This is a genomic window from Thiomicrospira sp., assembly GCF_036568485.1.
Taxonomy (GTDB): domain Bacteria; phylum Pseudomonadota; class Gammaproteobacteria; order Thiomicrospirales; family Thiomicrospiraceae; genus Thiomicrospira.
Genome location: NZ_DATCSL010000126.1, coordinates 1 through 25,767, shown reverse-complemented (window position 1 = coordinate 25,767; position 25,767 = coordinate 1). Strand labels below are relative to the sequence as shown.

Genomic DNA, 25,767 nt, shown 5'->3' with positions numbered 1-25,767 from the left:
CAGAGTATGGTTTAATGACTTTAATTTGTTCAGCTAGCTTGAAATGAGGTTTATGGACGCGGTTAAATTTGAAGACGCCTTGGCGTTATTTTTAGAACATTTATTGTTGTCGGAAGGTTTAAGTGCGAATACGCAGGCGGCCTACCGCACCGATTTAACTCAGTTCGCACGTTGGTTAGGAGAGTTGGAATCGTGTAATTGGCAGCAAGTCAGTCGGGATGATCTACAGACTTATATTCGTTATCTGCAAGAAGCCGGTCGGCAAGATCGTTCGATTGCGCGCATGGTTTCTTCCCTAAAACGTCTGTATGGTTTTGCGATTGACCAGGCATGGTTATCGATTAATCCGTGTGATTTATTAAAAACCCCGAATGTCTCGGCGGCGATTCCCAGTGTATTGAGTGAGTCACAAATTAATGATTTACTCGAGGCGCCCGATACCAGTACGGATCTGGGTTTGCGAGATCGGGCCATTTTAGAGTTGATGTATGCGAGCGGATTACGCGTGTCAGAAGTCGTGAATTTGCCCTTGTCGCAGCTCAATCTATCGGCTGGTTTAGTGATGGTCACAGGTAAGGGCAACAAAGAACGCATTGTGCCCTTGGGCGAATATGCCAGCGATTGGTTGGCCCAATATTTAAAAATTGCACGACCAGGCCTGGTGGGTGAAAAATGGGTAGAAACCCTGTTTGTCTCACGTTTAGGACGTCCAATGACACGCCAAACACTCTGGCATCGGATTCATAATCTTGCCCAAATTGCGGGCATCACTGGTAAACTATCGCCTCATGGTTTGCGGCATGCGTTTGCGACGCATTTGATTAATCATGGCGCGGATTTACGCAGTGTGCAATTGTTGTTAGGGCATAGTGATTTATCAACCACGCAAATTTATACGCACGTGGCGAAAGAGCGCTTAAAGTCGTTGCATCAGCAACATCATCCGCGCGGTTAATTTATTAAGAATAGGACAAATATGTTTACAAGAGTTTTGAAACGGACACTACCAGGCCTGGTGATCAGCGCATTCAGCATGAATATGGCGATGGCAGACGACACGACAGATAAGATTCAGCAGAAACTAAATGAAATCATTCCAAGTGCACCAGCCGCTCAAATTACAGAATCAGCGGTTGAAGGTTTGTATCAAGTGATTGTGGGCCCAAATGTGATTTACATGACGGCGGATACGGAATTTTTGTTTAACGGCAATTTAATTGAGTTGGCCACGCGTGAAAATTTAACTGAATCGGCGAAAAATGCAGCGCGTAAACAGACCCTAGAGGCCATTCCGACCGAGTCGATGATTGAATTCCCAGCGGAGGGAGACACCAAAGCAACGATTACCGTGTTTACCGATATTGATTGCCCTTATTGCAAAAAATTCCATAAAGATGTACCTAAGTTAAACGAAGAAGGCATTAGCGTGCGTTATTTAGCATTCCCACGTTCTGGCGTCGATACACCGAGTTATCAAAAGATGGTGTCGGTTTGGTGTGCGGATGAACCCGCTAAAAGCTTAGATGAAGCTAAAAAAGGCAACAATCCAGCGCCAAAAACCTGTGATAATCCAGTCAAAGATCATATGGCGCAAGCCCAGTTATTTGGGATTAATGGCACACCGACTATTATTTTTGAAGATGGCAATATGGTGCCAGGATATGTGCCAGCAGAAGAGTTGATTCCGGCTTTATTGAAATAAGTTGGCTTAAGCTTCCTATCGCAAAGGTTCAAAACGACAGTGCGATAGGATGAAGAAGATGAATGAGAATACTCAATATATTGAGCATAAAAAAACCAGGCCTGGTGGTTATCTACCAGGCCTGGTTTTTTATGTCGGTTGCTTACTGGGGGGGGGTTAAATTTTGTCCCAGCCGCCGCGACGTTTTGGCACTCTAAAGAAACGACCTAATAATAGACCGACCAGCAATACGCCCGCACCAGCTAAAAACCATTGACGTTTAACGGTGTCTTCGGCACGCGCAATTTGCTCACGCATAATGACATTCTGCGATTCAAGATCGCCAATTAAACGGCGCATTTCTTGGTTTTGTTGATCTAGTTCAATCGCGCCACCCGAAATGCTGGTTAGATGATCAAACTCTTTATCCAGTTCAAACTTTTCTTGCTTAATAGCTTCGAGTTCTTGGCTGGTTTTGTTGGCTTGAGTTTTGAGTTCATTATGCTCGGACTGCAAGGCTTTATAGTCGGCATTTAACTTATTTAAACGCTGGGTTTGTTCGGCTAAGAGTATTTTAGAAGGCGTTTCATTTTGAATCGCGATTTTATTAACCCAACCTTCTAGCACGGCGCCATTATGAATATATTCAACTCGTGACCAGTTAGATTCGCCCACTTCAAGTACCTTAATTGGGCTACCGGCATCTAACATGCGAATAATACGAAATTCATTACCAGCGCCTCGACGCAAGGGCACTTCAATGCTATCGCTAATGTAATGCGTATACTCTTCAGCTTGTACTATGGACGGGATTAACCACATAGGCTGCACCATAACGGCTAGGCCGACAATAGGTAAAAATCGTTTAAAGCTGTTGAATTTTCGCATGTTGTTGCTCCAGGTTAGTCAAGGCGTTGCCTATATCTTGCAGTTTTTCACGCTCTTTGGCAACTACTTCTGCCGGCGCTCGTGCCACAAATTTATCATTATTTAGCTTGCCTTCCAATCTTTTTTGTTCGTTTTTTAAACGATCAATTTCTTTTGCAAGGCGAGTGAGCTCCGCTGATTTGTCAATTAAGCCGGCCATTGGAATCAAAATATTCATTTCACCGACGAGTGCAATGGCCGATTCAGGCGCTTGGTTGGTATCCTTGAGGATCTCGATGGATTCAAGTTTGGCAAGTGTCATTAAGAATAAACGGTTATTATCTAACCAGGCCTGGTCCTGCTCAGACACCTTGCTCAATAAAACCGGTAAGGCTTTGCTGGGCGCAATATCCATTTCGGAGCGAATGCGGCGTACCCCCATAATAAACTGCTTCACCCAATCCAACTCCGCTTCGGCAGCCAAATCAATTTTGGTATTGTCCGCTTGTGGGTAGGCTTGCAGCATAATGGTATCGCCCTGTTTGCCCGCCAAAGGCGCAACCGCTTGCCAAGCCTCTTCGGTAATAAAGGGCATAATCGGATGCATTAAACGCAATAGGGTTTCGAGCACTCGTACCAAGGTGCGACGTGTGCCGCGTTTGGCGGCGTCGGATGAATCTTGGTTTAGAATGGGTTTAGACAATTCTAAATACCAGTCGCAGTATTCGTTCCAAGTAAATTCATAGATAAGGTTAGCCGCCAGGTCAAAACGGTATTGTTCGAAATGGCGTACCACTTCAGTTTCTACTGTTTGTAGGCGTGACACAATCCAGCGATCGGCTAGCGATAATTCGATGGGTTGTTTTTCATCCACCCCAGTATCAAACCCTTGCGTGTTCATTAAGACGTAACGTGTCGCATTCCAAAGTTTGTTACAGAAGTTACGGTAGCCATCGCAGCGATTCAAATCGAAACGAATGTCGCGCCCCGTCGAGGCGAGCGAAGCAAAGGTGAAACGAATCGCATCGGTACCAAAGGCGGCAATGCCATCGGCGAATTGTTTGCGGGTGTCTTTTTCGATTTTAGCGGCTTTTTCTGGCTGCATTAAGCCACTGGTGCGTTTGCTTACCAAACTTTCTAAATCAATGCCGTCGATGAGGTCTATCGGGTCGAGCACGTTGCCTTTTGATTTCGACATTTTCTGGCCTTCGCTATCGCGAACCAAACCATGCACATAAACTTGTTTGAAAGGCACTTGGCCGGTGAACTTCAAAGTCATCATAATCATACGGGCGACCCAGAAGAAAATAATGTCGAAACCGGTTACCAATACGGAGGTTGGGTGGAACTTTTCCAGCTCAGGGGTTTGTTCTGGCCAACCAAGTGTTGAGAAAGTCCATAAAGCCGAGCTAAACCATGTATCCAGCACGTCATCATCTTGGCGTAATGCACGGTCGCCTAGGTTATGTTTGGCACGCACTTCAGCTTCATCTCGGCCCACATATACGCCGCCTTGGTCATCGTACCAGGCCGGAATACGGTGTCCCCACCAGATTTGACGTGAAATACACCAGTCCTGGATATTGTTCATCCATTCAAAGTAGGTGTTTTCCCAATTTTTGGGAACGAATTCAATATCGCCATTTTTAACCGCGTCAATCGCGGGTTTTGCAAGCTCTTGTACCGCCACATACCATTGGTCGGTCAATAAAGGTTCAATTACTGCATGGGTGCGGTCGCCACGCGGCACCATCAATTTATGCGGTTCGATTTTTTCCATTAAACCCAGCGCTTCTAAATCGGCAATGATTTGTTTGCGAGCCGCAAAACGATCTAGGCCTTGGTATTTTTCCGGCGCTTCTTCATTAATCGCCGCATCTTGGGTAAAGATGTTTAGCATCGGCAGGTTATGGCGTTTGCCCATTTCATAGTCATTGAAATCATGAGCAGGCGTGATTTTTACACAGCCGGTGCCGAATTCTGGATCAACATAATCATCCGCAATAATCGGAATTTCACGCCCTACTAGTGGCAAGGTGATGGTTTTACCAATGAGTGCTTGATAACGTTCGTCTTCGGGATGGACAGCAACAGCCTGGTCGCCCAGCATGGTTTCTGGACGAGTCGTGGCCACCACCAAATGACCGGAGCCATCCGTTAACGGATAACGCATGTGCCACAAACTGCCTTGTTCTTCTTCGGAAATAACTTCTAAATCGGATACGGCGGTGTGCAGCACTGGGTCCCAGTTAACGAGACGTTTACCGCGATAAATTAAACCTTCTTCGTGCAGTTTAACGAACACTTCTTTAACCGCATTGGATAAGCCGTCATCCATGGTAAAGCGTTCGCGGCTCCAGTCTGGCGATGCGCCCAAACGACGTAGCTGTTTGGTGATGGTGCCGCCGGATTCGGCTTTCCATTTCCAAATTTCATCAATGAATTTTTCGCGACCCACATCATGACGACTTAAACCTTTAGCCGCTAATTGGCGTTCTACCACCATTTGGGTGGCGATACCGGCGTGATCCGTGCCCGGTTGCCAAAGCGTGGGTTTGCCTTGCATGCGGTTTAGACGAATCAGGGTATCCATAATCGTGTCTTGAAAAGCGTGCCCCATGTGCAAACTGCCAGTGACGTTGGGCGGTGGGATCATAATGCAATAAGGATCATGATCGCTATCTTGGTTAGGCGCAAAGTAGCCGGCGTTTTCCCAAGTTTGGTACCACTTGGTTTCAATCGTTTTGGGGTCGAAATGCTTTTCCATAATGTATTGTTCGTTTCTGTTTGAAAAATAGGATTAATTATAGCAAGCCGAAAGGTTTCAGTGGGAGGGAATGCAATACAAACCGAGAGGAAGCGCGACTTAATTTTGAACCACGAAGGACACTAAGATCATGAAGTGTTAGGAATCTCGTGCTAATTGGTTGGGTTTAACTCGGCGGGTTAAGTTGACCAGCGATGGAGGTGTTTAAACGGAACCAGCCTGCAATGCTGGCACGTGGTTGCTGGGTAGGTTTGACTTCATGCGGCACCTGTTCGCTCATAAATAATACTAGAGTGCCGATTTTGGGTGTCACTTGGCCAATGATTTGGCTGTCCAGTTCGTCATACATTACCAATTCGCCACCCCAGTCGTCATGCCAGTCGGGATTTAAGTAGGCCACAGTGGTGACCATGCGGTTTGCTGCACCACGGAAACTGTCCCAGTGTTTTTTATAAAAGTCACCGGGCGAGTAGAGCGCAAAATGGGCTTCGTATTCAAATAAGCCAAGAAATAATTGGCGATTCAGTTCGAGCTGTAACTGCTGCATTAGGTCAAGGTATTGGGCTTGAGCTGGACTGGTGCGTTCGAGCCAGTGAATACTGTCGCGTCGAATGCGTTGGTTAAGTTGATGTTCTTGACCTCGACCAATACCGGCTTGTTGCATTTCGCCTTGTTGCTCAAGTTGATCGATTTCATGCAGTAAAGTTAAACAAAGTTGCGAATCAATGGCATTGGGCCAAACATGCCAACCTTTGTCGACCAGATTGTCGATAGCCAAATCTAGTTGGTGCTGATCAAAAAACAGGGGTTGCATGGGCGTGATTCCTGCCGAAGTGAATTTGCGAATTATGCGACCAGGCCTGGTGGTTTGCAAGTGTTTGAGAGGAGATGTATGAAAAAATAATGCGCCCTAAGACGAGGGCGCATAAAGCTAGGTAGGAGAGTGCTAACCTAGCAATTGGAGGACATTGGATTTATCTTGATTGCCTTGCGCTTGCATCATAATGCTGGCTTGCATTAAAACATCATTTCGCGCTTTATCGGTAGAAGCTCGAGCCATATCAGTATCTAGAATTTGGCTACGACTAGCGTAACTATTTTCTTGGCTGATCGCCATGTTGGAGACCGCTGAGTATAGACCGTTTTGCTGTGCACCAAAATTGGCTTGGCTTGAGCTCAGGGTATCGGTTGCATTTAACAAGGCTTCCATCGCCGCACCGGCATTGGCTGGGTTGCTGATATCCATGCCTGTTAAGCCTAACGCATCACTAGTTAGGGTTGGCATGGTGAGGGTGCTTTTACTGCTATCACCTAACGCAATCTCAATATCAGGGTTTGCGCCATCTAGTAATGAAATGTCATTAAATTTAGTGGTTGAGGCGGTACGATTAATTTCTTCCATTTGTTGCTGGAATTCAGTATTTAGCATGTTACGTTGCGATGCACTTAACGTGCCATTCATCGACTGCACAGACAGTTCATACATACGTTGGATGCTTTCAGTCATGCCACGTGTTGCACCATCCGCAGTTTGTAACAATGACATGCCGTCATTTGCGTTACGCATACCGACAGACTGGCCCATGATTTCCGTGGTCATCCCCGTTACCACCGCCAAGCCAGCTGCGTTATCCGCTGAGCGGTTAATTTGCTGGCCGGTGGTTAAGCTGGTGTTGGTCGGATTGTATGGGCTATAAGGCGAACCTACACTGTTAATAGAATCGACACTCATCATTATTCTCCTAAGAATTTTTGTCGCGTAGTTCTATAATACGCCTAATTTTTTAAAAATCAAAGGAAAGCTAATGTCTTGTTGTGGAAAGGGTTTTTGCAATTTTCAGTTTGCGGACGGAGCGCCTTTAACGGATTATTCGGTCACCAATTTGAACGCGCAATATTTGTTTTTACCTTATGGCACTTTATTACAAAAAGACGAAATAGTTCGAATTTGGATGGAGTCGGGAAAAGCCAAAGAAGTGGTGATTGAAGCTAAGTGGCCGATTACGTTTGATCAGCAAGGTGCGCATGCGGTGGGGCGAGATCGTGAATTGCCTTGGCAATTGGTGGCAATGGATACCGGATTTGAGTTGGATGATATTTTAGATTGGCCAAATCATGATTTAGCGAATCCGAATGAGCAGCCGGTCGTGCTGGAGTTTCGTCATCCGATTGAAGTTAAGCCAAGTTTGAAAATGCGCTTATTGCAGTTGCTATATAAAATTCGTAATCTTTAAGATTGTAGAGCACCAGGCCTGGTGCTTAAGCTATTAATGTGCAGATAACAAAAACCCCGCCGAAGCGGGGTTGGTTTTAAGTGAGTTATTGCTCAGTCTTATTTTTTACCAAACTCAGGGTAGGCTTCCATGCCACACTCAGATTGATCAAGACCTTCGTACTCTTGCTCTTCGCTGACACGTACGCCCATTACCCCTTTGATAATGAACCATACGATTAAGCTGGCAATGAATACCCAAGCAAAGATCGATACGATACCAATTAACTGTGCACCAATGGTTGCACCTTCGTTATTGAATACCACTGCAATCAAGCCCCAGATACCTACGATACCGTGAACAGAGATTGCACCAACCGGATCGTCGATTCTTAACTTCTTATCCATTAACAAGATAGCGAATACCACTAACATACCACCGATTAAGCCAATCACGGCGGCCGATAGAGGCGTAGGTGATAATGGGTCAGCGGTGATCGATACTAGGCCAGCTAACGCACCGTTTAAGATCATAGTTAAGTCAACTTTACCAAACATGATGCGTGAGATAATCATCGCACCGATCACGCCTGCTGCAGCCGCTAAGTTCGTGTTTGCAAAGATCATCGCTACGGCGTTCGCGTTTTCAACCGTTGAGATTTGCAACTGTGAACCACCGTTGAAACCGAACCAACCTAACCATAGGATGAAAGTACCTAAAGCAGCTAAAGGCATGTTTGCACCCGGAATCGCACGAACTTCACCGTTTGGACCATACTTACCTTTACGTGAACCAAGTACTAATACACCTGCTAGAGCAGCGGCGGCACCGGCCATGTGAACGATACCAGAACCAGCAAAGTCAGAGAAACCAAGCTCGCTTAGGAAACCACCACCCCATGTCCAGAAACCTTGAACTGGGTAGATAACCGCGGTCATTGCGATAGCAAACACAAAGAACGACATAAGTTTCATACGTTCAGCGACGGCACCAGAGACAATCGACATCGCGGTGGCAACAAACACAACCTGGAAGAAGAAGTCAGCTAGGTTTGAGTAGTAAGGGGCATCTTCACCACCCGCAACGACCGCGGCGGTTGTGTTATCGGCACCTAATAAAAAGCTTAGGCCTGGGATAACACTGTTAACGCCGTCACCATACATAATGTTGTAACCCACCAACATATACATCAAGCTGGCAATTGAAAATAAGCCCACGTTTTTCGCTAAGATTTCAGTGGTGTTTTTACTGCGCACCAAACCGGCTTCGAGCATTGTAAAGCCCGCCGCCATCCACATAACGAGTGCTCCCGCCATGAGGAAGTAAAAGGTGTCGAGCGCGTAACTGAGTTCGAGTACTTGTTCCATCACATTATTCCTTCTGTTAATTAAAGGGCGACATCGCCGGTTTCTTCAGTACGGATACGCACCGCTTGTTCGATCGGCATCACAAAGATTTTGCCGTCACCGATTTTGCCAGTGCGCGCGGCATTGCCAATCGCTTCAATCGCGGTATCAACCTTGTCATCGCTAATCGCGATTTCAAGACGTACTTTAGGAAGAAATTCGATCGCGTATTCCGCACCACGATAAATTTCAGTGTGACCTTTTTGGCGACCGAAGCCTTTTGCTTCTGTTACGGTCATGCCATGCACTTCGATGTCGTGCAGGGCTTCGCGTACGTCGTCCAGCTTAAAAGGTTTGATTATTGCCACTATAAGTTTCATACTTAGTAACCTCCATTTAGGGCTTGTTTTAAAGGCGTTCAGCCCTTTTTTTATCACCCGTGTTGAAAAAAAGTTTCAGTTACAATAAGCTTTAGTTGTGCCTATTTTTATAAAAACCTTTAAATACAGTTATTTATCTTATTTTTTTGTAAAATTTAACTATGTTTTTTAGGTGTTCAGGGTATTAATGTTATTAATTGGTGCAAGGTGTTTAATGTTGGTGCGAAAGGTGATTGATCGAATGGCTCAATGGCCAAAGATAAGCTGGGCTCTGTTATTACAGTTGTTGGCCGTCGGCTTGTTAGCAGGCCTGGTGAAAGTCTTAAGCTTTGTTGTGCCGCCGCCTTATCCAGATTGGGCGTTAGTGTTGGGTCAAGCCATGCTCGCGGTTTTTTTAAGTTGGTGGTTACCTTATTGGTGGCGTTGGATTCAATTTATTATTCCAGTCGGTTTATATGCCGCTTTGTGGTTAGAGGTCAGCCCGCTGGTGGCTTTGGTCTTGTTTGTGATGTTGTGGCTGGTGTTTCGCAATAGTGTGGTACAGCGCGTGCCATTATATTTAACCAATCAAATTACGCGTCAGGCCTTAAGAGCCTTGGCGAGAGAGCGTTCGGATGTTCGATTTATTGATCTAGGTTGTGGTTTGGGTCATAACGTGGTGTATATGCAAAGTTTGCCAGAAGTTAAACAATCGGTGGGTGTTGAAACCGCTTGGTTGTCTTATGGTTGGGCAAAAGTGCAAACTTGGCTGAGAGGCGGAAAGGTGTTTAGACAGAATATCGACTTGGTGGATCTGTCACAATATGATTTGATCTATGCGTTTTTATCGCCTGAACCCATGATAAAACTTTGGCGCAAAGTCCAGGCTGAGATGTCGCCCAACGCTTTATTTGTGAGTAACAGTTTTGCGATACCGGATGTGATCCCCGATGCGATCTGGCAGTTAGCCGATAAGCGTCAAACCGAATTATTTGTGTATAAAAAAGATTCGCCGAGCGAATCAAACCAGGAGTTTAGTCATGCATGATGCGCGTTCATTAATCGAGTCGGTTACGCCTTGGAGTTTGTTTGTCGAGCGTGAATATCAGCGTTATCCAGAATTGGTCGAACTCAATTATGAACGACTGTACCAGCCGAATGAGTTGGTGGCCGAATGCCGTGAAGCCTTATTGGCTTGTGAGTCGGAATTGGCACTCAAACAAATGCTACGCCAACTCAGACGTGAACAGATGGTGCGTATTGCGGTGCGTGATTTAGCTGGTTTGGCGGATTTGAATGAAACCATGCGTGATGTTTCCGATTTGGCGGATGGCTTGGTGTCAGGCGCATTAGATTGGTTGTATCCGCGCTTCTGCGAAAAATACGGCACACCAATTGGGCAAGAATCGGGTGAAGCTCAAACTTTAATTGTATTGGGAATGGGGAAACTCGGTGGCTATGAACTTAACTTCTCCTCTGATATTGATTTGATTTTTGTTTACGCCGAAAGTGGTCAAACGGACGGTGAGCGTGCGATGTCAAACGATCAGTTTTTCGCCAAGTTGGGTCAGATGTTAAACAAAATGCTAACCGAAATGCTGCCAGAGGGTATTGTGTATCGTGTTGATATGCGTTTGCGCCCATTTGGGGAGGCTGGTCCATTAGCAATAAGCTTTGCTGGCGCCGAACATTACTATGAAATGCATGGCCGAGCCTGGGAGCGATATGCGCTGGTAAAGGCACGTGCAATCGCAGGTGATCGAAGTCAGGCGCAAGAATTGTTTGAAATTTTACGTCCGTTCGTTTATCGCCGTTATGTCGACTACACCGCGATGGATTCGTTACGTGATTTAAAGCGCATGATAAAAGCCGAAGTGCGAAAAAAAAGCATGGAGAACAATATTAAACTGGGGGCGGGCGGTATTCGTGAAATTGAGTTTATCGTGCAAGCCTTCCAGCTCGTGCATGGTGGCCGAGATAAGGTGCTGCAAGGTCGTTCGTTACTGCCTATGCTTCAGTATTTAGCAGAACAAGATTATATAGCCGCGCAGGATGCTCAAGAGTTGGAAGCGGCTTATATCTTTTTGCGTCGAGCCGAAAACCGGTTACAAGAATGGAATGATCAGCAAACCCATGATTTGCCAGATGATGAAAATCAGCAACAGGTGTTGGCACAAACCATGGGTTTTGCCAGTTATGCCGAGTTTATGCAGCAACTAAATGACTATCGCCAAATCGTACAGCAGCACTTTGACGATGTGTTTGCGGAAGAGGCCGATGTGTGTGATTTAACCGAGGCACTTGGGCAAGCTTGGAAAGGGCCACTTGAAGATGATGCGCTTGTGATTTTGACGCAGTTTGGCTTTCATAAGCCGGGCGAAATTTTGAATTTATTACGCCAATTTAAAAAAGCGCGCTCTGTCGGGCAGATGAGTGCCGAAGCGACCACTCGATTAGAGCACGTAATGCCGTTGTTATTAAAACAATTGGCTGGTCAGGAAGATAACCAAGAAATCGCATTGCAACGTGCCTTAAGTGTGATTGAAAGTGTGGTACGTCGCAGTGTGTATTTGGTCTTGTTAAAAGAAAACCCAGTCGCGTTAGCGCATTTAATTAAGTTGTGTGCGGCCAGTCCATGGTTAACGGATATGCTGGTTAAATATCCCGCCTTGATGGATCAACTATTGGATTTACGCAGCTTGTATCGACCACTTGAGTTAAAAGAATTACTCGCTGAAGCGCAAACCTTATTAACCACCTATGGTGATGACGAAGAGCAATTTATGTTGCAGCTGCGTCATTGGCGTCACGCCCAAGTATTCCGAGTGGGCGCAGGGGATATTACAGGACAAGTACCGGTTATGCATGTGAGTGATTATTTAACCTGGATTGCCGAAGCCGTGCTAAATGTTACACATGATTATGTTTGGCAGAAAATGACCGCCAAACATGGCTTGCCTGCCGGGCAATCTGAGTCGCCATTTTTAGTGCTGGGTTATGGCAAGCTAGGCGGGATCGAGCTGGGCTATGGATCGGATTTGGATGTGGTGTTTTTATACGACTTGGATGCAAGTGATGAAAAAACTCAAGTCAGTCAAGATCATCAACGTTCGCTGGATAACGCCACATTTTTTACCCGCATGGGGCAAAAAATGATTTCAGTGTTGACAACCATTATGCCCGCCGGCCAACTTTACGAAATTGATACTCGCTTGCGCCCAAATGGGGCTAGTGGCTTGATGGTCACGACCTTGAAACATTTTGAGCAGTATCAAAAAGATAAAGCCTGGAACTGGGAACATCAAGCCTTAATTCGTGCCCGTGCCGTGGTGGGGGCAGCGTCTGTTCGGTCTAATTTCGAAGATTTTCGTCGTGAATTTTTAAGCCAGTCACGTGATGCCGATAAGGTAAAAGCGGATGTGGCCGAAATGCGCCAAAAAATGCGCGAAGGCTTGGATAAGTCAAACGAATTTGAATTCGACTTAAAGCATGGCTTAGGTGGCATTGTCGATATTGAATTTATCGTGCAGTACCTTGTTTTAGCCTTTGCCCATCAACAACCAGGCCTGGTGACTTATTCGGATAACATGCGGATTCTAGATGCGCTTAAAGGCTCGATTATTTTATCGGACAACGCAATTGAGACATTGCAAAATCATTATCGAACTTATCGCAGCGCGTATCATCGTCTGGCTTTGCAAAAACAAAAGGCAGTTGTAAACGCTAACGAATTTGCGATTGGGCGCGCCGATGTGGCTCGAATTTGGCACGAACTGATGGAGTAAGATCAAAAATAATAAAAAACATTAAAATCTGTTGTGTGTCGTGCAGATTTATCGAGTGTTTTCTGCGCTTCATGCTTGAGATTAAGTGCCCACCGTTGATTAAACTGATAAGTCCCAAAAATGCTGGCTTGTTGTTCTGTTTCAAATGTTTGATCAAACCAGGTTGTTGATAGCTGAGCACCTAATTTAAGTTGCTGATAATGACTAATCAAACCAGCTTCTATTGCACCGCTGTAATTAAATTGTTCTCGATAAAAAGCGGCCGGCGCAAACAATATAAAGCCATAATGTTTTTCTGAGCCTAAGCTTAAACCCGCACCGGTTTTAATAAAACTGTAAAGTTGATCATCTGCTAAACGTTTTGCACCTAATTGTACTTGCCAAGAAATGGGTTTATACAACCGATCTTGAATAGCATAGGATCGAATATCGACCAACTTTAAGCTATCGAGCTCAGTTTTAGTTTCATCTATGGCCAATTGTGCATCGAAAAAGCTTATGTATGCACCCGCCAAATAACCATAATCGTGATCTTCAATCGCATGATAAGCCGGTTTAAACCCGATTATGGACTGATCGTTTTTATTGGTTTGATTGTTGTTACGCCAACCTAGGTTTAAACGGCTGGATAAATGACCGTTTTTCGGCGAAGCTGGCGGAGGAATATCTACATAAAGTGGATGACCTAATTGGCTTCGTGCACGCAACAAACTAAGTAATGTCTTACTATATTCCGCTTGATCAATTTTGTCTTGACTACGTTGATGTTTGAGTTGAGTTGCACTGATTTCAAGCGCACTGATTTTTTCTATTTTGGGTACGTCATTTAACATGACTAGATCATAGTCACCATTTTTGACAAATGCTCGAGCATTGCTGTGCTGTAGGTTCTCAGCGAGTTTCACCATGCGTTTGCGGTTTGATGGTCGATAATGCGTTTCGCCGATAAATCCAGCTTGCTCAATTGCTCTTACGGTATCAATCGGAATGGCATTTACATTAAATTGTGATGTTAAATCCGTTCCGGGTCGCGCTACCTCTAACAACCAAAGTAGGTTATAAGAACAGTTTTCATCAAAGAAGAAATAATCGGCATAAAAATGGCGAATTTCAAAAATATGGCGATTTAAGCGAGCCAACTCATCATCGGTTAAATTCAGACGATATTCCCAAATATCGCGTTGTTCAAGATCACTGTATTCTTGCACTTTTTTAGCGTAGGGCAAAATTGAATAACGCCCTTCATATCCACCAAAAATCCCTTTGTATGCATAAATCAAACCATTTTTTTCTTGGGTTTGTGCCGCGTAATTGACCGCATAAGCGGTTAAGGGCGTTTGCTGACGTGAGTCAATGCGCAAAAAAGTATGACCAAAAGCTGAAGCAGGGGAGTTGATATGTGCTGAGGCCAAAATAAGGGTAATGGAATCGGCATCTAAATGAGCGATTTCCTGTTGCAGCGCTTGGCAGGTCGGAAGTTTAACTTGTTGTTTAATTTCGGGTAATTGGCTAATAAGCCAACTTGAGCGCGAATTATATTTGCAATAAACGCTTTGCTCATCATCTGTTTGGTCATTTATTAATGCGCTTAAAGATGCGTGTAGTTCAGCTTGAGGATTCGTTTTACCATTTTTAGAAAAGAAATATGCTGGATCGTCTATTTCACTTCGGCCGTTTTTGAAATGTAAAAGATTTAACCATTCATTATTGGTTGCTAATTGGCGTTGGTCTGCCAATTGAATAAGGTCGGAAGAGTTGGAAAAAACAAAAGGGGTATAACATGTCAGGCAAAACACTAAAAATGGTAAAAGCCAAGTTTTAAATATTCTGCCCGACAATTTAATTAACTAATAACAGTAAGGATGTTATCAATTACGTTTGCTGAACTAACATTTTCAGCCGTATAAATGTTGTCGAAGTTAGCTTGTAACTTAGCGGCAAACGTTGCTTTATCTTGTACTTCTAACATAACAGCAAGTGTTTCAATTACTTCACCTTGACCGTTAGCAATATCGGTAGCCAAGCTATCCATATTGCTTGCTACAAAAGTATTAACATGTTCGTTAGATACAAATTTAGCTGGTTTGTCACAACCTAAAGTGCCTGAGGTAATACCAAAAGTCTGGTTACCTGAAATACCGTTTGTTGTGGCAGCCAATACTTGCATTACAACAGAGTTTTGGTCTTGGATAACCATGCTACCCAAACCACAACCTGTGTTAGAGTTTGCCAATACGGCAGTTGAAGCAAGAGTTAATGCAGAAGCTAACATAAGTTTTTTCATAATATATCCTCACTGAGACATTAATGTGTATTCAATCGAATACGGCTTAAGTCTAACCAAGTTAAATTTAATCAGCAATAAAATTACGTAATTTTTGATAAAAACATCACTACCAGGCCCGTTTGATGAGCTAATAAGTCAAATAGTTCAAAAAAGTTAAGCCACTTGGCGTTTATCTTGCAATTTGACCAGTTTAAAACCGCTCACCTTGGTTTCGAGGCCGAGCACTTCTTCTATAATGTGTGAAGAGGTGGTTGATATTTGCTCAACTAAAGCGGCATTTTGTTGGGTTGATTCGTCGATTTCGCTAAGCGCATCGGTGGCTTCTTTAATACCGTGGCTCTGGAGTTCGAGTGCTTTGTTCATTTTCAAAATCATTTTGGCGATGCCTTCGATTGAAGCGGTGTTTTGCTCAAATACTGTTTGGGTTTGCTGGCTTAATTGCATACCGTGTTCAATGCGTTGCATATTGGTGTCGGTTACCTGACGAATTTGTTGGGCGGCTTCGGCTGAACGTTGTGCCAAGTTGCGCACTTCGGTCGCTACAACGGCAAAACCTCGTCCAGCCTCACCGGCACGTGCCGCTTCGACGGCGGCATTCAGTGCGAGTAGGTTGGTTTGAAAGGCAATGCTGTCAATCAAGCCAGTAATTTGCGCAATTTCTTGGCTGGCTTGTTGGATATCCTGCATGGCTTGCACCATTTGTTCGACAATCACCAGGCCTGATTGAGAGTCTTGTTGGACTCGATCGGTACTATGAGTGACTTGATTAGCTTCATGTAAGGTTTCGCGCACAGAGCTCAGCATCTGTGACATATTGGCGCTGGTGTTTTGCACGGCGGCGGCTTGTTTTTGTACCCGGTGATTGAGGTCTTGATTGCCGGAACTGATTTCTTTAATCCCATGTACCGCATGGTCGGTTGCGTGTTTGACGTCTTGCAACATATGACTCACGCTTTGTGCCATATTTAACATGTGGGTATTAAGTTCTTGCAGCTTGCCTTCAAAGGCGTGATCATTTTGATGAGAAAAGTCACCTTGGCTGTAAGCTTTCAGAGCAATGGATTTACTGTTAATCGCATTTTCTAAGCGCTCAAGCGATTCATTTAGGTAACGTTTTAAGTTATGTAATTCGCCCGGCATCTCAATCTCAACTCGTTGGCCAAAATCACCAGCTCGCATTGCATGGGTGACGTGACGTACGCCGTCAATTGCTTGCTTTTGCACTGACAAGGCATTCTTCATCGCGTTAAGAACATGCATGAATTGGCCGGCGTGATTGGATAGGTCGATGTTGATAGAAAGTTCACCCGCTTCTAATGCATGGCTAACTTGGGCGATTTCATTTAAGGTGACATCCACCGAGTTTAAGCTTTGATTAAACGCTTGACTGAGAAGCAGTAGGTCACCATTGTAGTTTAAACTCATACGTTGGTCGGTTGCGCCTTGAGCAAGAGATTGGCTGACGGTTTTGACTTCACTCAAAGCCTGTGAAACCGATTGCAATAGGTTTTGCAGAGCCTGGCTCATATCAACCAATTCATTTTTGCCACTGAGTATTTGTGGTTGATTAAATTGGCCTGTTTGCGCCACCTGTAACACTTGTTCGCGCAGACGTTTTAAAGGCCCAACAATTGAGCGGCTAATACTAAAGCTCAGGGCTAACAATACAAACACGGCAAAAAAACCAATGAAAATAAGACGATTTTCCTGAGCTAGATTGGCATTTTCGAGTTGTTGGAGTGCGCCAAGGCTGGCATTTTGTAAGTTGGACATAAGCTCTAATAAAATCAGGTTTCCGGATTCGGATAACTCAGCCAAGCTCTCATTATTTTGTGACATAGTGGTGAGAGTGTCACGTAAATCACCAAATGCGTCCATGTATTCCGCATGATGACTGTCTAAATTACGAGCCGCTTCACCGTTGAATAAATCGGCGCTAAAGGGTTCGACAATTTCTTTTACCAGCGGACTGGCAGCAAAACCTAAACCTTGTTCGTCAAATGCTTGCTTAAGACTGGTATCTTGGGTTGCAATCATTTTAGCGGCCAAGAGTTGTGATTTTTCCAGACGGGTTTGCAGCTCTGCTAAGTGAGCCACCAGGCCTGGTTGATCTTCAATAAGTGGGGCGATGTCTTTAAAGTCTTGGCTGAGATTATTGGCACTCAAATCCAAACCAAACTCAATCGACTGGCCAATGCGCTCTTTCATAAAGACGTTAGAATTGGTGGATTTTTCTAAGTTTTGTAATACACGATCAAGTGGTAACAGGGATTTTATAATGGCGGCATTTTTACCAACAGGTTCTTCGGTAAACGCCAGAAAGCCGGATTGGTCAAATTCCACTAGCCCACCTAAATCGGCGATTAGGCTATAAAGTGCTTTTTTTTGTTGATCGATCATTTCATTAAAGACTTGACCATGGGCTTCCGTACCGGTCAGCACAAAGTTATTTGATTGCTGCAAAGTGGTAATAAAGCCCTTATGAAATTCGGCAATACGTTTTGTGATTTGTTGTTCTTTTAGTACAAGCTGGTTTGATTGTTGCGCCGACTGATGCGCCGATAACCAGGCCGTTAAGGTCACGATGCTTATCAAAAGCAGGGTTAAAAACAGATTGAACCAAAGTCTAGAGCCAATGGTAAGTCGATTGAATAGCGTCATATTTAACGTCTCCAAAATAAGGTTTTTGCTGTGTTAAGTAGCAAATTCAGGGTTTAACTAAGCATCAAGCGCATTCAACAAAGCCCAGGTGTTGCCACCTGAATGCTTGGCTTGTTTTTTGGCTTTGGTGGCTAAACTGGCGAGTTTTTGTTGATGTTCTATGAGGCCGGGTGGCACTACTAACACGCCGATCGATAAACTCATGAGCGGAAAACGTTGGATTTGGCCTGCACGGTTTTGGCTTTGTATTCCGCCATTTCTGATGTCTTCTTCTTTGTATAAGCTTTTAACCTGAGTGTTAAATTGATCGAGCAGACTATCGCAGGTGTCGGCAAAACTATCCGTTTTGGTTCGAATCAGAATAAAGTCGTCGCCTCCGATATGACCAATAAAATCATCGGCTCTTTGAGCCGTGTTTTGCACCAGATGTGACACCATACGAATCACATCATCACCTTGCTCGTAGCTGTAGTAATCGTTATAGGCTTTGAAGTGGTCAATATCGATATAGAACACACAAAACCCGCGTTTTTGATGGATCAAGTTTTGCAGGTGTTTTTGAATTGGCACATTACCGGGTAAGCCAGAAAGGGGGTTAGCGTATTGGGCATTGCGAATCTTTAAGTCGGTAATTAAACGCAATAGATCCAAAAAACGTCCACAGCCTGCGTATTGATTATTTTTGGTGATAATAAAGGCATCGCCACGATGGCTGTTTTTATGATCGGTGATTAAGCGACTTAAGGTTTCGACCGGGGTGTGAATATCCACTACGATCGGTTGACGATCCATTAACTTACTAATGGGTTTACGATGGTGTAGGTCGTGTCCATAGCGTTGTGCGAGTAAATCCATCAGCTCTCGACGCCACACCATACCAAGCACAGTTTTGTTTTCGACCACGGGTATAAAGTCGAGATGATTATTTTTATGCAATAGTTGAGATACCCAATGCACCGGTGATAAAGGTTCGACCGATTCGGTTTGAATTAAAATCGCAGCCAGTTCATTACTGTAATCATGAAGGGTGGGATTTAGTCTCGTATTTGCCCATTCATAGCAGAGTTGAGATTTCAGCTGGGCTTCTGGACGACGGAATAAAAACCCTTGGACATAGTCAATCCCAATATCTTCAATAACACGCAGATCTTCTTCGGTTTCAATGCCTTCGGCGACTAATTTGGTATTTAAGCCTTCCGCTAGTGTTTTGATGCTTTCAATAAAATGACGCTTGTCTTTGCTCTGAGCAATACCCAGTACAAAGTGTTTATCGATTTTGACAAAATCTGGACGTAATTCTGACCATAGACGCAAGCCGTTATAGCCACCGCCAAGATCATCCAGCGCCACCTTGAATCCCATTTTGCGGTAGTGATTGATGGATTCAATAAACAAGTTAAAGTCTTCGACTGGTTGCAACTCAGTAATTTCAATCACTACCTTGTCAACGGGTACGCCCAGTTCATGCAGGCAATCCAGCGTCATACCTTGGCGATGACCGCGCGCCATAATCGAGTTAACCGTAATGTTTATAAACAATAAGTCTTGTGATTGTTGTTGCTGAAAAGACGCAATCGCGGTGCTGCGTGCCAACCAATCCATTTCAAATAAACAGCCGCTTTTTTCAGCGGCTTGGAATAAATCCAATGGACTGTGCAGGCTCGAATTAACCGGACCACGAATTAAAGCTTCGTGTCCATATATCTGACGCGTTTTTAAATCGATAATGGGTTGAAACAGCGCGGTAAGATTGCGATTTCGGAAAATACTAGATAGTTCTAAGCCCAGTTGTTTAGAAGACAGATTGTCCAGCATGGTATCCGCGATTTTATCCATTTCAAGTCTGTCCATTTTAAATTGGGCGCATAAGTTTTGGGTGGTGGCCATAGGGTTGTTAACTCCAAAATTTTTGTTTGCCAATGTTAGCAATCGCATATGACCAATTTGTGACGCTTAGGTAGCGTCTATATGACATTTATAAATTTTATACAGGCTTTAAGCGTGCGCTTTCCAGTCGATTCTAGCGAGTGACTGTAAAAACTCGGATGTGACTTCTTGCCAATCGTAATGATCAACACTTTGTGCAACAGGCACGCGTGGTAATAGGCGAACTTGCTGAATGGCTTGGTTTAAATCCGAATTTAAAGCGCCATTTAAACCCGGGGTAATAATGTCGATAGGACCGGTTACCGGAAAAGCGGCGACCGGTGTGCTGCATGCTATGGCTTCGATGTTAACCAGCCCAAAGGTGTCGGTTAGAGAGGGAAAAACCATCACATCCGAACTGGCATAATATTGCGCAAGTTCTTTACCTTGTTTGGCACCGACAAAAACAGCTTGAGGGTAGTCTTGTTGCAGTGCCTGTTTTTGAGGACCATCGCCTACAACCAGTTTCGTTCCCTCTAGATTTAGCGATAAGAATGCTGAAATGTTTTTTTCCACCGCTAGTCGGCCGACATATAAATAAATCGGTTTTTTATAAGGGAGCTCAACATATTGTTGGGGATTGAAAACACGTTTGTCTACGCCGCGCCCCATTAACACTAAATGTTGAAACCCGTGTGATTCGAGTTCGTTCAAGATCGCTTGTGCCGGCACAAACGTAGTCTGAGCTGGGCCATGAAACTTGGCCAAAAGCTTATAAACCCAGCTCGCAGGAATGGGAAGCCGTTTGGATAAATACTCAGGATATTTGGTGTGATAAGCCGTGGTAAAGGGAAGGTTGTTTGTTAAGGCAATGCTGCGCGCCCGCCAGCCCAACGATCCTTCGGTCGCGATATGGATCGCATCCGGTTGATAATTTAATAGTCTTTGCTTTAACCCTTTTGCTCGCCAAACCCACGGAATGTCAGGGTAGGTGGGTATGGGAACAGGATGGTAGTCATAAGGGTGAACCACATCCACTTCAACGCCTTGTGCTTTTAAATGCTCAACTAGCTGTTTTAGTGTTGTAACCACACCGTTAATTTGTGGTGTCCAAGCATCGGTCACTAAACTCAATCGTGTTATTTTTTTCAACTAATTTATCCTGTGATTTTTGTCAAAATCATACGAATAAATGTCGTCGGGTTTGTTAAGTAAATATGACAAGATTTGCGTCATAATTTAATCACGCTTACGTCATGCTTTGGTCATAACTTGCTTCTAGCATAGAGTTAATTTTGTTAGTGGAGACAGTTATGCCATTTAAGCCCCAGCCGTTACCTATTTGGATGGATGAACTTGATGTACCTCTGGAGGACGCGAGTTCAGAGCTGGTCGATGTAAGAAGTATTTGGGTGTCAGACGTGCATTTAGGGTCAAAAGGCGCGCGTGCCGACGAGTTGGCGGAGTTTTTAAAAGTCTATAACTGCGACACCCTATTTTTAGTGGGTGACATTATTGATGGCTGGCGTATGCGTAAAAAAATTTACTGGCCGCAAGCGCATACCAATGTGATTCGTCGCATATTAACCCGAGCAAAACGCGGTACGAAGGTGATTTATATTACCGGCAACCACGATGATATGTTACGGCGCTATTCGGGCATTGAATTTGGTAATGTGTTTTTAACCGATGAATATATTCATACCTTAAAAAATGGCAAAAAACTCTGGGTGATTCACGGCGATCAATTTGATGGGGTGGTGCAATGTCATCGCTGGCTGGCTTTTTTGGGTGACTGGGCTTATGAAACCGTGTTGCATTTTAACCGTTGGTTTAACCAGCTGCGTGCACGTTTGGGTTTTGGTTATTGGTCGTTATCGGCCTATTTGAAGTATAAAGTGAAACGGGCGGTTAATTTTATTAGTGACTTTGAAACTGCCGTGGCTAAAACTGCGGTTCAAAAAGGGGTGCAGGGTGTGGTGTGTGGTCATATCCACCACCCTGAAATTCGAGAGTTTGAGATGGGCGTAACTTACTACAACTGCGGTGACTGGGTTGAGTCTCTAAGCGCGTTAATTGAGGATCAGGACGGCGCGTTGCACCTGGTGCGTTGGAAAAAGCCAGAACAGGCAAGTCCAGAATCAATACATTCGTAACTTCATAGACCACCAGGCCTAGTGGTCTGGTGTTAGATTTAGCCGTGATTGACTAGAGCGGTGTCATATACCGTTGTTTTTTCTTAGGTTTAACTTTATCTAGTTCAACCATAATTAAACTATCAATGCAGTAGCCAAAATTGGCGTCTTCGCTAAAGGCCATAAAATGGCAGCCCTGGTCATCACACAGTTCACTGTATTGTTTATAGAGTGTGGGCACTTTTACGCCAACTTGGTCAAGTTGGTGATTCAAACGTTTAAAACAGGTCGCGTAATCTTGGGCGAAATCTGTCTGCATAAGCTGTTGAGTTGACTCATTTAAGTGATAAGGTGTTTTGGCCTTGGCCAAACCTGACCAACTGCCAAACTGTTGCTGGTAAAAACTGATGATTTTTTGTTTGGCTTCGTCAGGGTAGGCGGCACTTAAACTTACCGGGCCAAACAGATATTTAATGTGTGGGTGCGCGGCTATATAAGCACCAATCCCATACCAAAGGTAATCTAAGCTGCGTAAACCCCAATAACGTGGCTGCACAAAACTGCGACCCAACTCAATCGCATTTTTTAAATAAGGTTCAATCTCAGGTTCAAAGTCGAACAAACTGTGAGTGTAAAATCCTTCTAGTCCTTTGGTTTCAATAATCTGTTGGCCTTCGCCAATCCGATAAGCCCCGACAATATCCAAGGCTTCGTCATCCCATAAAACTAGGTGACGGTAATAGGTGTCATATTTATCCAAATCCAGGCTGGTTCCGGTGCCTTCTTCTACTGTACGGAAGGTGAGTTCGCGTAAACGGCCAATTTCCTGCATCACCGGCGAATCTTCTTCATAGTCGTATAAATAAATAATTTTACCATCGCCGGTTTGGCCGAGTTTTTTTGCCTGTTTTAAAGCTTGCTTGAGTGCTTTGCGATCAACCGGATGAGCAACGGTAATTTCGCCGTCAAACAATGGGTTTTTTGTGCGTTTTTTGGGCTTATCTAAACGGTATAGGTGCTTGCGGAAACGGGTTGCTAGTTGCTTTTTATCGAGGCCGAGAGCTTGAACGGCTTTCCATTTAATGGGTTTGCCAATATGAAAGCTGATTTCTTGATCGTCCTTGTTGAACATTTCTTGAACGAGCATCATGGTGCCGATAGGTTTGTAAATCGCCGATAGACTATAAAACAAGGCCGAGTTTCTGGCTTCGACTAAAATCGGCAGGATTGGGGCATTGGTTTTTTCAGCTAATCGTAAAAAGCCGGTTTTCCATTTGCCATCGCGTACCCCATTAGGTCGAATGCGAGAGACCTCACCAGCTGGAAAAATAATCAGTGCTTGCTCGTTTTCTAACGCATTTAACATAGTTTTATATTGTGCTTTATGCGAAGCCTTACTGGATAAGTTGTCGACTGAAATAAACAAGGACTGAATGGGTTCAAGTTGAGCCAAGAGTTCGTTGGCGACAATCCGGACATCTGGGCGCACAGTCCGAACTAATTTAAGCAAAGCCAGTCCATCAAGCGAACCGATAGGGTGGTTGGCAATGATAATAACTTTTCCTTCCGACGGAATTGAATAAAGTTGGCGTGCGTTGACTTGGTAGCTGAAGTTAAAGTATTCCAACACCTTATCTAAAAAGGCAAAGCCACGTAGATGTTGGTGGGTTTCAATAAATTGATTAATTTCATCTTGGTGAGTTAGGGCTTTAAGTAGCTTCATAATCAGCTTAGCACCTGGGCGTGCGGTTAAGTCTGGGAAGTGTTGTTGCAGGCTCGCTTCAATATTCAGCATGCGGATCTCTCATGATGGTTAAATTCCATCGGAGTATGCGCCAGTAGTATGACGATTAGATGACGCTGCTGTGAGGCTTTTATGAATTGAGAGCTGGTGTGGTTGTGGCCTATAAACAAAAAACCCGCCGAAGCGGGTTTTAAGTCATCGAAACTTGAAAGACTTACAAAGAGTAGTACATATCAAATTCGATTGGGTGAGTCGTCGCGCGCATACGTGTGACTTCTTCCATTTTTAGCTTAATGTACGAATCAATCGCCGCATCTGTAAATACGCCACCGGCTTTTAAGAAGTCACGATCAGCATTCAATGCATCTATGGCTTCTTCTAGTGACGCACATACGGTTTTGTAAGTCGCCTCTTCTTCTGGTGGTAGGTCGTATAAATCTTTTTCTGAAGGCTCGCCCGGATCAATTTTATTGATAATACCGTCAAGGCCGGCCATTAACGAAGCCGCGAAAGCTAGGTATGGGTTAGCTGTTGGGTCTGGGAAACGAAGTTCCACACGACGTGCACGTTCAGACGGCGCGTATGGGATACGGATCGAAGCCGAACGGTTAGAGCCAGAATAAGCCAATAAAATCGGGGCTTCAAAACCTGGAACCAAACGCTTGTAAGAGTTGGTGCCTGGGTTAGTGAAGGCGTTCAAAGCACGCGCATGTTTCATCAAACCACCGATGTACCACAAAGCTTCTTGTGATAAACCTGAATAAACATCACCAGCAAAAATGTTTTTGCCACCTTTGTTTAAAGACATGTTGATGTGCATGCCTGAACCGTTGTCACCAACGATTGGCTTCGCCATAAAGGTGGCGGTTTTGCCTACCGCGTGACAGGTATTATGCACGGCATATTTTAGAATCTGAACTTCATCGGCTTTCTTGGTTAGGGTGTTACCCGCAACCGCTAACTCACACTGACCAGCCGCTGCCACTTCGTGGTGGTGCGCTTCAATTTTAAGACCCATTGCTTCGGCCATCGCGCAGATATCAGCACGTACTTCATGTAGTTGGTCAACTGGAGGCACTGGGAAGTAACCACCTTTTACACGTGGGCGGTGACCCATGTTACCGTCCGCATAGATTTTTTCGGTGTTCCAAGCGGCTTCGTTACCGTCGATTTTAACGAAGCAACCAGACATGTCTGCGCCCCAACGAATATCGTCGAAAATAAAGAATTCTGGTTCTGGACCAAAGAAAGCGGTATCGGCCACGCCAGTGGATTGTAGATAAACTTCAGCTTTCTTGGCGATACCACGAGGATCTTTTTCATAGGGCTCAAGGGTGGTCGGCTCAACGATCATGCAACGAATAACGATGGTGGGGTCATTGGTAAATGGGTCCAAATAAAAACCATCGGTTTGCGGCATTAATACCATGTCGGAGTTGTGAATGCCTTTCCAGCCATGAATAGATGAACCGTCAAAGTTATGGCCGTCTTCAAAAAACTCGTCATCCACTTCGTGAGCGGGAATGGTGACATGTTGCTCTTTACCGATTGAATCCGTGAAGCGCAAGTCAGCCCATTTCACATCTTGTTCTTTGATAAGGTCAAAAATTGTTTGTGGCATAGCATTATCCTTCGTTGGTTTTATTTGTGGGTGTAAATCTTTATTGCAAATATAGCGCGAACTATGCCAGTTTGCGAGACAAAATTAAAATTTTATTAAGTTAATGTTTTTATTAATTAAATTTGCATCGGCTTTAGAGTGCAATTGGTGTTTGTTCGCTTTTGATTGTATTGTTTTGGTGCGTTTGTTGTTTATTTTTGGTGCGCCTGATTTGACCGGGTTTGGATTGTTTTCAGAATTATGACAGATTGCAATAAAACTGTAATATTTGCTGGTTATAGTGTGCGCACGAATTATAAATCGAATGAATCCAGCAAGGTAATTTTATATGAGCGCACAGACTAAGCAAGCATTACAGCAAACGCTGAGTGGCCCTACCTTTAAAAAGCGCATGATGCGACGCCGACTAAAAGATCATACTGCCAAATATGGTAT

19 protein-coding genes are annotated in these 25,767 nt (G+C 44.4%); 6 read left to right on the top strand and 13 right to left on the bottom strand.

Annotated elements, in window-relative coordinates; translation table 11 throughout:
• Nucleotides 1-52 precede the first annotated feature (52 nt).
• Together xerD and VIM91_RS11545 are read left to right on the top strand one after the other, a co-directional pair.
• Nucleotides 53-955 carry a site-specific tyrosine recombinase XerD gene (xerD, locus tag VIM91_RS11550; protein ID WP_331864959.1) on the top strand — a complete coding sequence of 301 codons (903 nt, stop codon included), beginning with the start codon at nucleotides 53-55 and terminating at the stop codon, nucleotides 953-955.
• 21 nt (nucleotides 956-976) lie between these two features.
• The gene (locus VIM91_RS11545) at nucleotides 977-1,702 is read left to right on the top strand and encodes a DsbC family protein (protein WP_331864958.1); all 726 of its coding nucleotides are present in this window, start codon (nucleotides 977-979) and stop codon (nucleotides 1,700-1,702) included.
• A 156-nt stretch (nucleotides 1,703-1,858) separates the two neighbouring features.
• Here the strand turns inward: VIM91_RS11545 and VIM91_RS11540 are convergent, their stop codons facing one another.
• The 4 genes from VIM91_RS11540 to VIM91_RS11525 form a co-directional block, all read right to left on the bottom strand.
• Nucleotides 1,859-2,569, bottom strand: a complete 711-nt coding sequence (locus VIM91_RS11540; protein ID WP_331864957.1) for a TIGR04211 family SH3 domain-containing protein — start codon at nucleotides 2,567-2,569, stop codon at nucleotides 1,859-1,861.
• On the bottom strand, nucleotides 2,547-5,315 hold the full coding sequence (locus VIM91_RS11535; protein WP_331864956.1) for a valine--tRNA ligase: 2,769 nt from the start codon (nucleotides 5,313-5,315) through the stop codon (nucleotides 2,547-2,549). The genes VIM91_RS11540 and VIM91_RS11535 overlap by 23 nt, the downstream gene beginning before the upstream one ends.
• A gap of 166 nt (nucleotides 5,316-5,481) precedes the next feature.
• Nucleotides 5,482-6,129: a 2OG-Fe(II) oxygenase gene (locus VIM91_RS11530; RefSeq protein WP_331864955.1), complete on the bottom strand. Its 648-nt coding sequence runs from the start codon at nucleotides 6,127-6,129 to the stop codon at nucleotides 5,482-5,484.
• Nucleotides 6,130-6,261: 132 nt separating this feature from the next.
• Nucleotides 6,262-7,047, bottom strand: a complete 786-nt coding sequence (locus VIM91_RS11525) for a flagellin (RefSeq protein ID WP_331864954.1) — start codon at nucleotides 7,045-7,047, stop codon at nucleotides 6,262-6,264.
• A gap of 73 nt (nucleotides 7,048-7,120) precedes the next feature.
• On the opposite strand from VIM91_RS11525, the gene VIM91_RS11520 reads away from it, so the two are divergent.
• Nucleotides 7,121-7,549 (top strand): hypothetical protein, encoded by a 429-nt coding sequence (locus VIM91_RS11520; protein WP_331864953.1) that lies wholly within the window; start codon nucleotides 7,121-7,123, stop codon nucleotides 7,547-7,549.
• Nucleotides 7,550-7,647: 98 nt separating this feature from the next.
• On the opposite strand, the gene VIM91_RS11515 is transcribed toward VIM91_RS11520, so the two are convergent.
• Together VIM91_RS11515 and VIM91_RS11510 are read right to left on the bottom strand one after the other, a co-directional pair.
• Nucleotides 7,648-8,895, bottom strand: coding sequence for an ammonium transporter (locus VIM91_RS11515; protein ID WP_331864952.1), 1,248 nt, complete (start codon nucleotides 8,893-8,895; stop codon nucleotides 7,648-7,650).
• Between the two features lie 20 nt (nucleotides 8,896-8,915).
• Nucleotides 8,916-9,254, bottom strand: a complete 339-nt coding sequence (locus tag VIM91_RS11510; protein ID WP_029935583.1) for a P-II family nitrogen regulator — start codon at nucleotides 9,252-9,254, stop codon at nucleotides 8,916-8,918.
• Nucleotides 9,255-9,468: 214 nt separating this feature from the next.
• Between VIM91_RS11510 and VIM91_RS11505 the strand changes: the two genes are divergently transcribed.
• Nucleotides 9,469-10,281, top strand: coding sequence for a hypothetical protein (locus VIM91_RS11505; RefSeq protein WP_331864951.1), 813 nt, complete (start codon nucleotides 9,469-9,471; stop codon nucleotides 10,279-10,281).
• Nucleotides 10,274-13,018, top strand: a complete 2,745-nt coding sequence (gene glnE / locus VIM91_RS11500) for a bifunctional [glutamate--ammonia ligase]-adenylyl-L-tyrosine phosphorylase/[glutamate--ammonia-ligase] adenylyltransferase (protein WP_331864950.1) — start codon at nucleotides 10,274-10,276, stop codon at nucleotides 13,016-13,018. The genes VIM91_RS11505 and glnE overlap by 8 nt, the downstream gene beginning before the upstream one ends.
• Before the next feature lie 2 nt (nucleotides 13,019-13,020).
• Here glnE and VIM91_RS11495 read toward each other — a convergent pair whose 3' ends face one another.
• The 5 genes from VIM91_RS11495 to VIM91_RS11475 form a co-directional block, all read right to left on the bottom strand.
• Nucleotides 13,021-14,754, bottom strand: a complete 1,734-nt coding sequence (locus VIM91_RS11495) for a DUF4105 domain-containing protein (RefSeq protein ID WP_331864949.1) — start codon at nucleotides 14,752-14,754, stop codon at nucleotides 13,021-13,023.
• Nucleotides 14,755-14,861: 107 nt separating this feature from the next.
• Entirely contained in the window at nucleotides 14,862-15,302 is a 441-nt protein-coding gene (locus tag VIM91_RS11490; protein ID WP_331864948.1) for a DUF3015 family protein, read from the bottom strand.
• Nucleotides 15,303-15,458: 156 nt separating this feature from the next.
• On the bottom strand, nucleotides 15,459-17,966 hold the full coding sequence (locus VIM91_RS11485; protein ID WP_331864947.1) for a methyl-accepting chemotaxis protein: 2,508 nt from the start codon (nucleotides 17,964-17,966) through the stop codon (nucleotides 15,459-15,461).
• A gap of 57 nt (nucleotides 17,967-18,023) precedes the next feature.
• Entirely contained in the window at nucleotides 18,024-19,853 is a 1,830-nt protein-coding gene (locus VIM91_RS11480; protein ID WP_331864946.1) for a bifunctional diguanylate cyclase/phosphodiesterase, read from the bottom strand.
• A 108-nt stretch (nucleotides 19,854-19,961) separates the two neighbouring features.
• A complete protein-coding gene (locus tag VIM91_RS11475) occupies nucleotides 19,962-20,984 on the bottom strand; it encodes a glycosyltransferase family 1 protein (RefSeq protein WP_331864945.1) in 1,023 nt (340 codons plus the stop codon).
• Nucleotides 20,985-21,145: 161 nt separating this feature from the next.
• Between VIM91_RS11475 and VIM91_RS11470 the strand changes: the two genes are divergently transcribed.
• Nucleotides 21,146-21,988 carry a UDP-2,3-diacylglucosamine diphosphatase gene (locus tag VIM91_RS11470; RefSeq protein ID WP_331864944.1) on the top strand — a complete coding sequence of 281 codons (843 nt, stop codon included), beginning with the start codon at nucleotides 21,146-21,148 and terminating at the stop codon, nucleotides 21,986-21,988.
• A gap of 52 nt (nucleotides 21,989-22,040) precedes the next feature.
• On the opposite strand, the gene VIM91_RS11465 is transcribed toward VIM91_RS11470, so the two are convergent.
• Nucleotides 22,041-23,762: a lysophospholipid acyltransferase family protein gene (locus VIM91_RS11465; protein ID WP_331864943.1), complete on the bottom strand. Its 1,722-nt coding sequence runs from the start codon at nucleotides 23,760-23,762 to the stop codon at nucleotides 22,041-22,043.
• A gap of 163 nt (nucleotides 23,763-23,925) precedes the next feature.
• Nucleotides 23,926-25,332, bottom strand: a complete 1,407-nt coding sequence (gene glnA, locus VIM91_RS11460) for a type I glutamate--ammonia ligase (protein ID WP_331864942.1) — start codon at nucleotides 25,330-25,332, stop codon at nucleotides 23,926-23,928.
• Nucleotides 25,333-25,767: the final 435 nt, after the last annotated feature.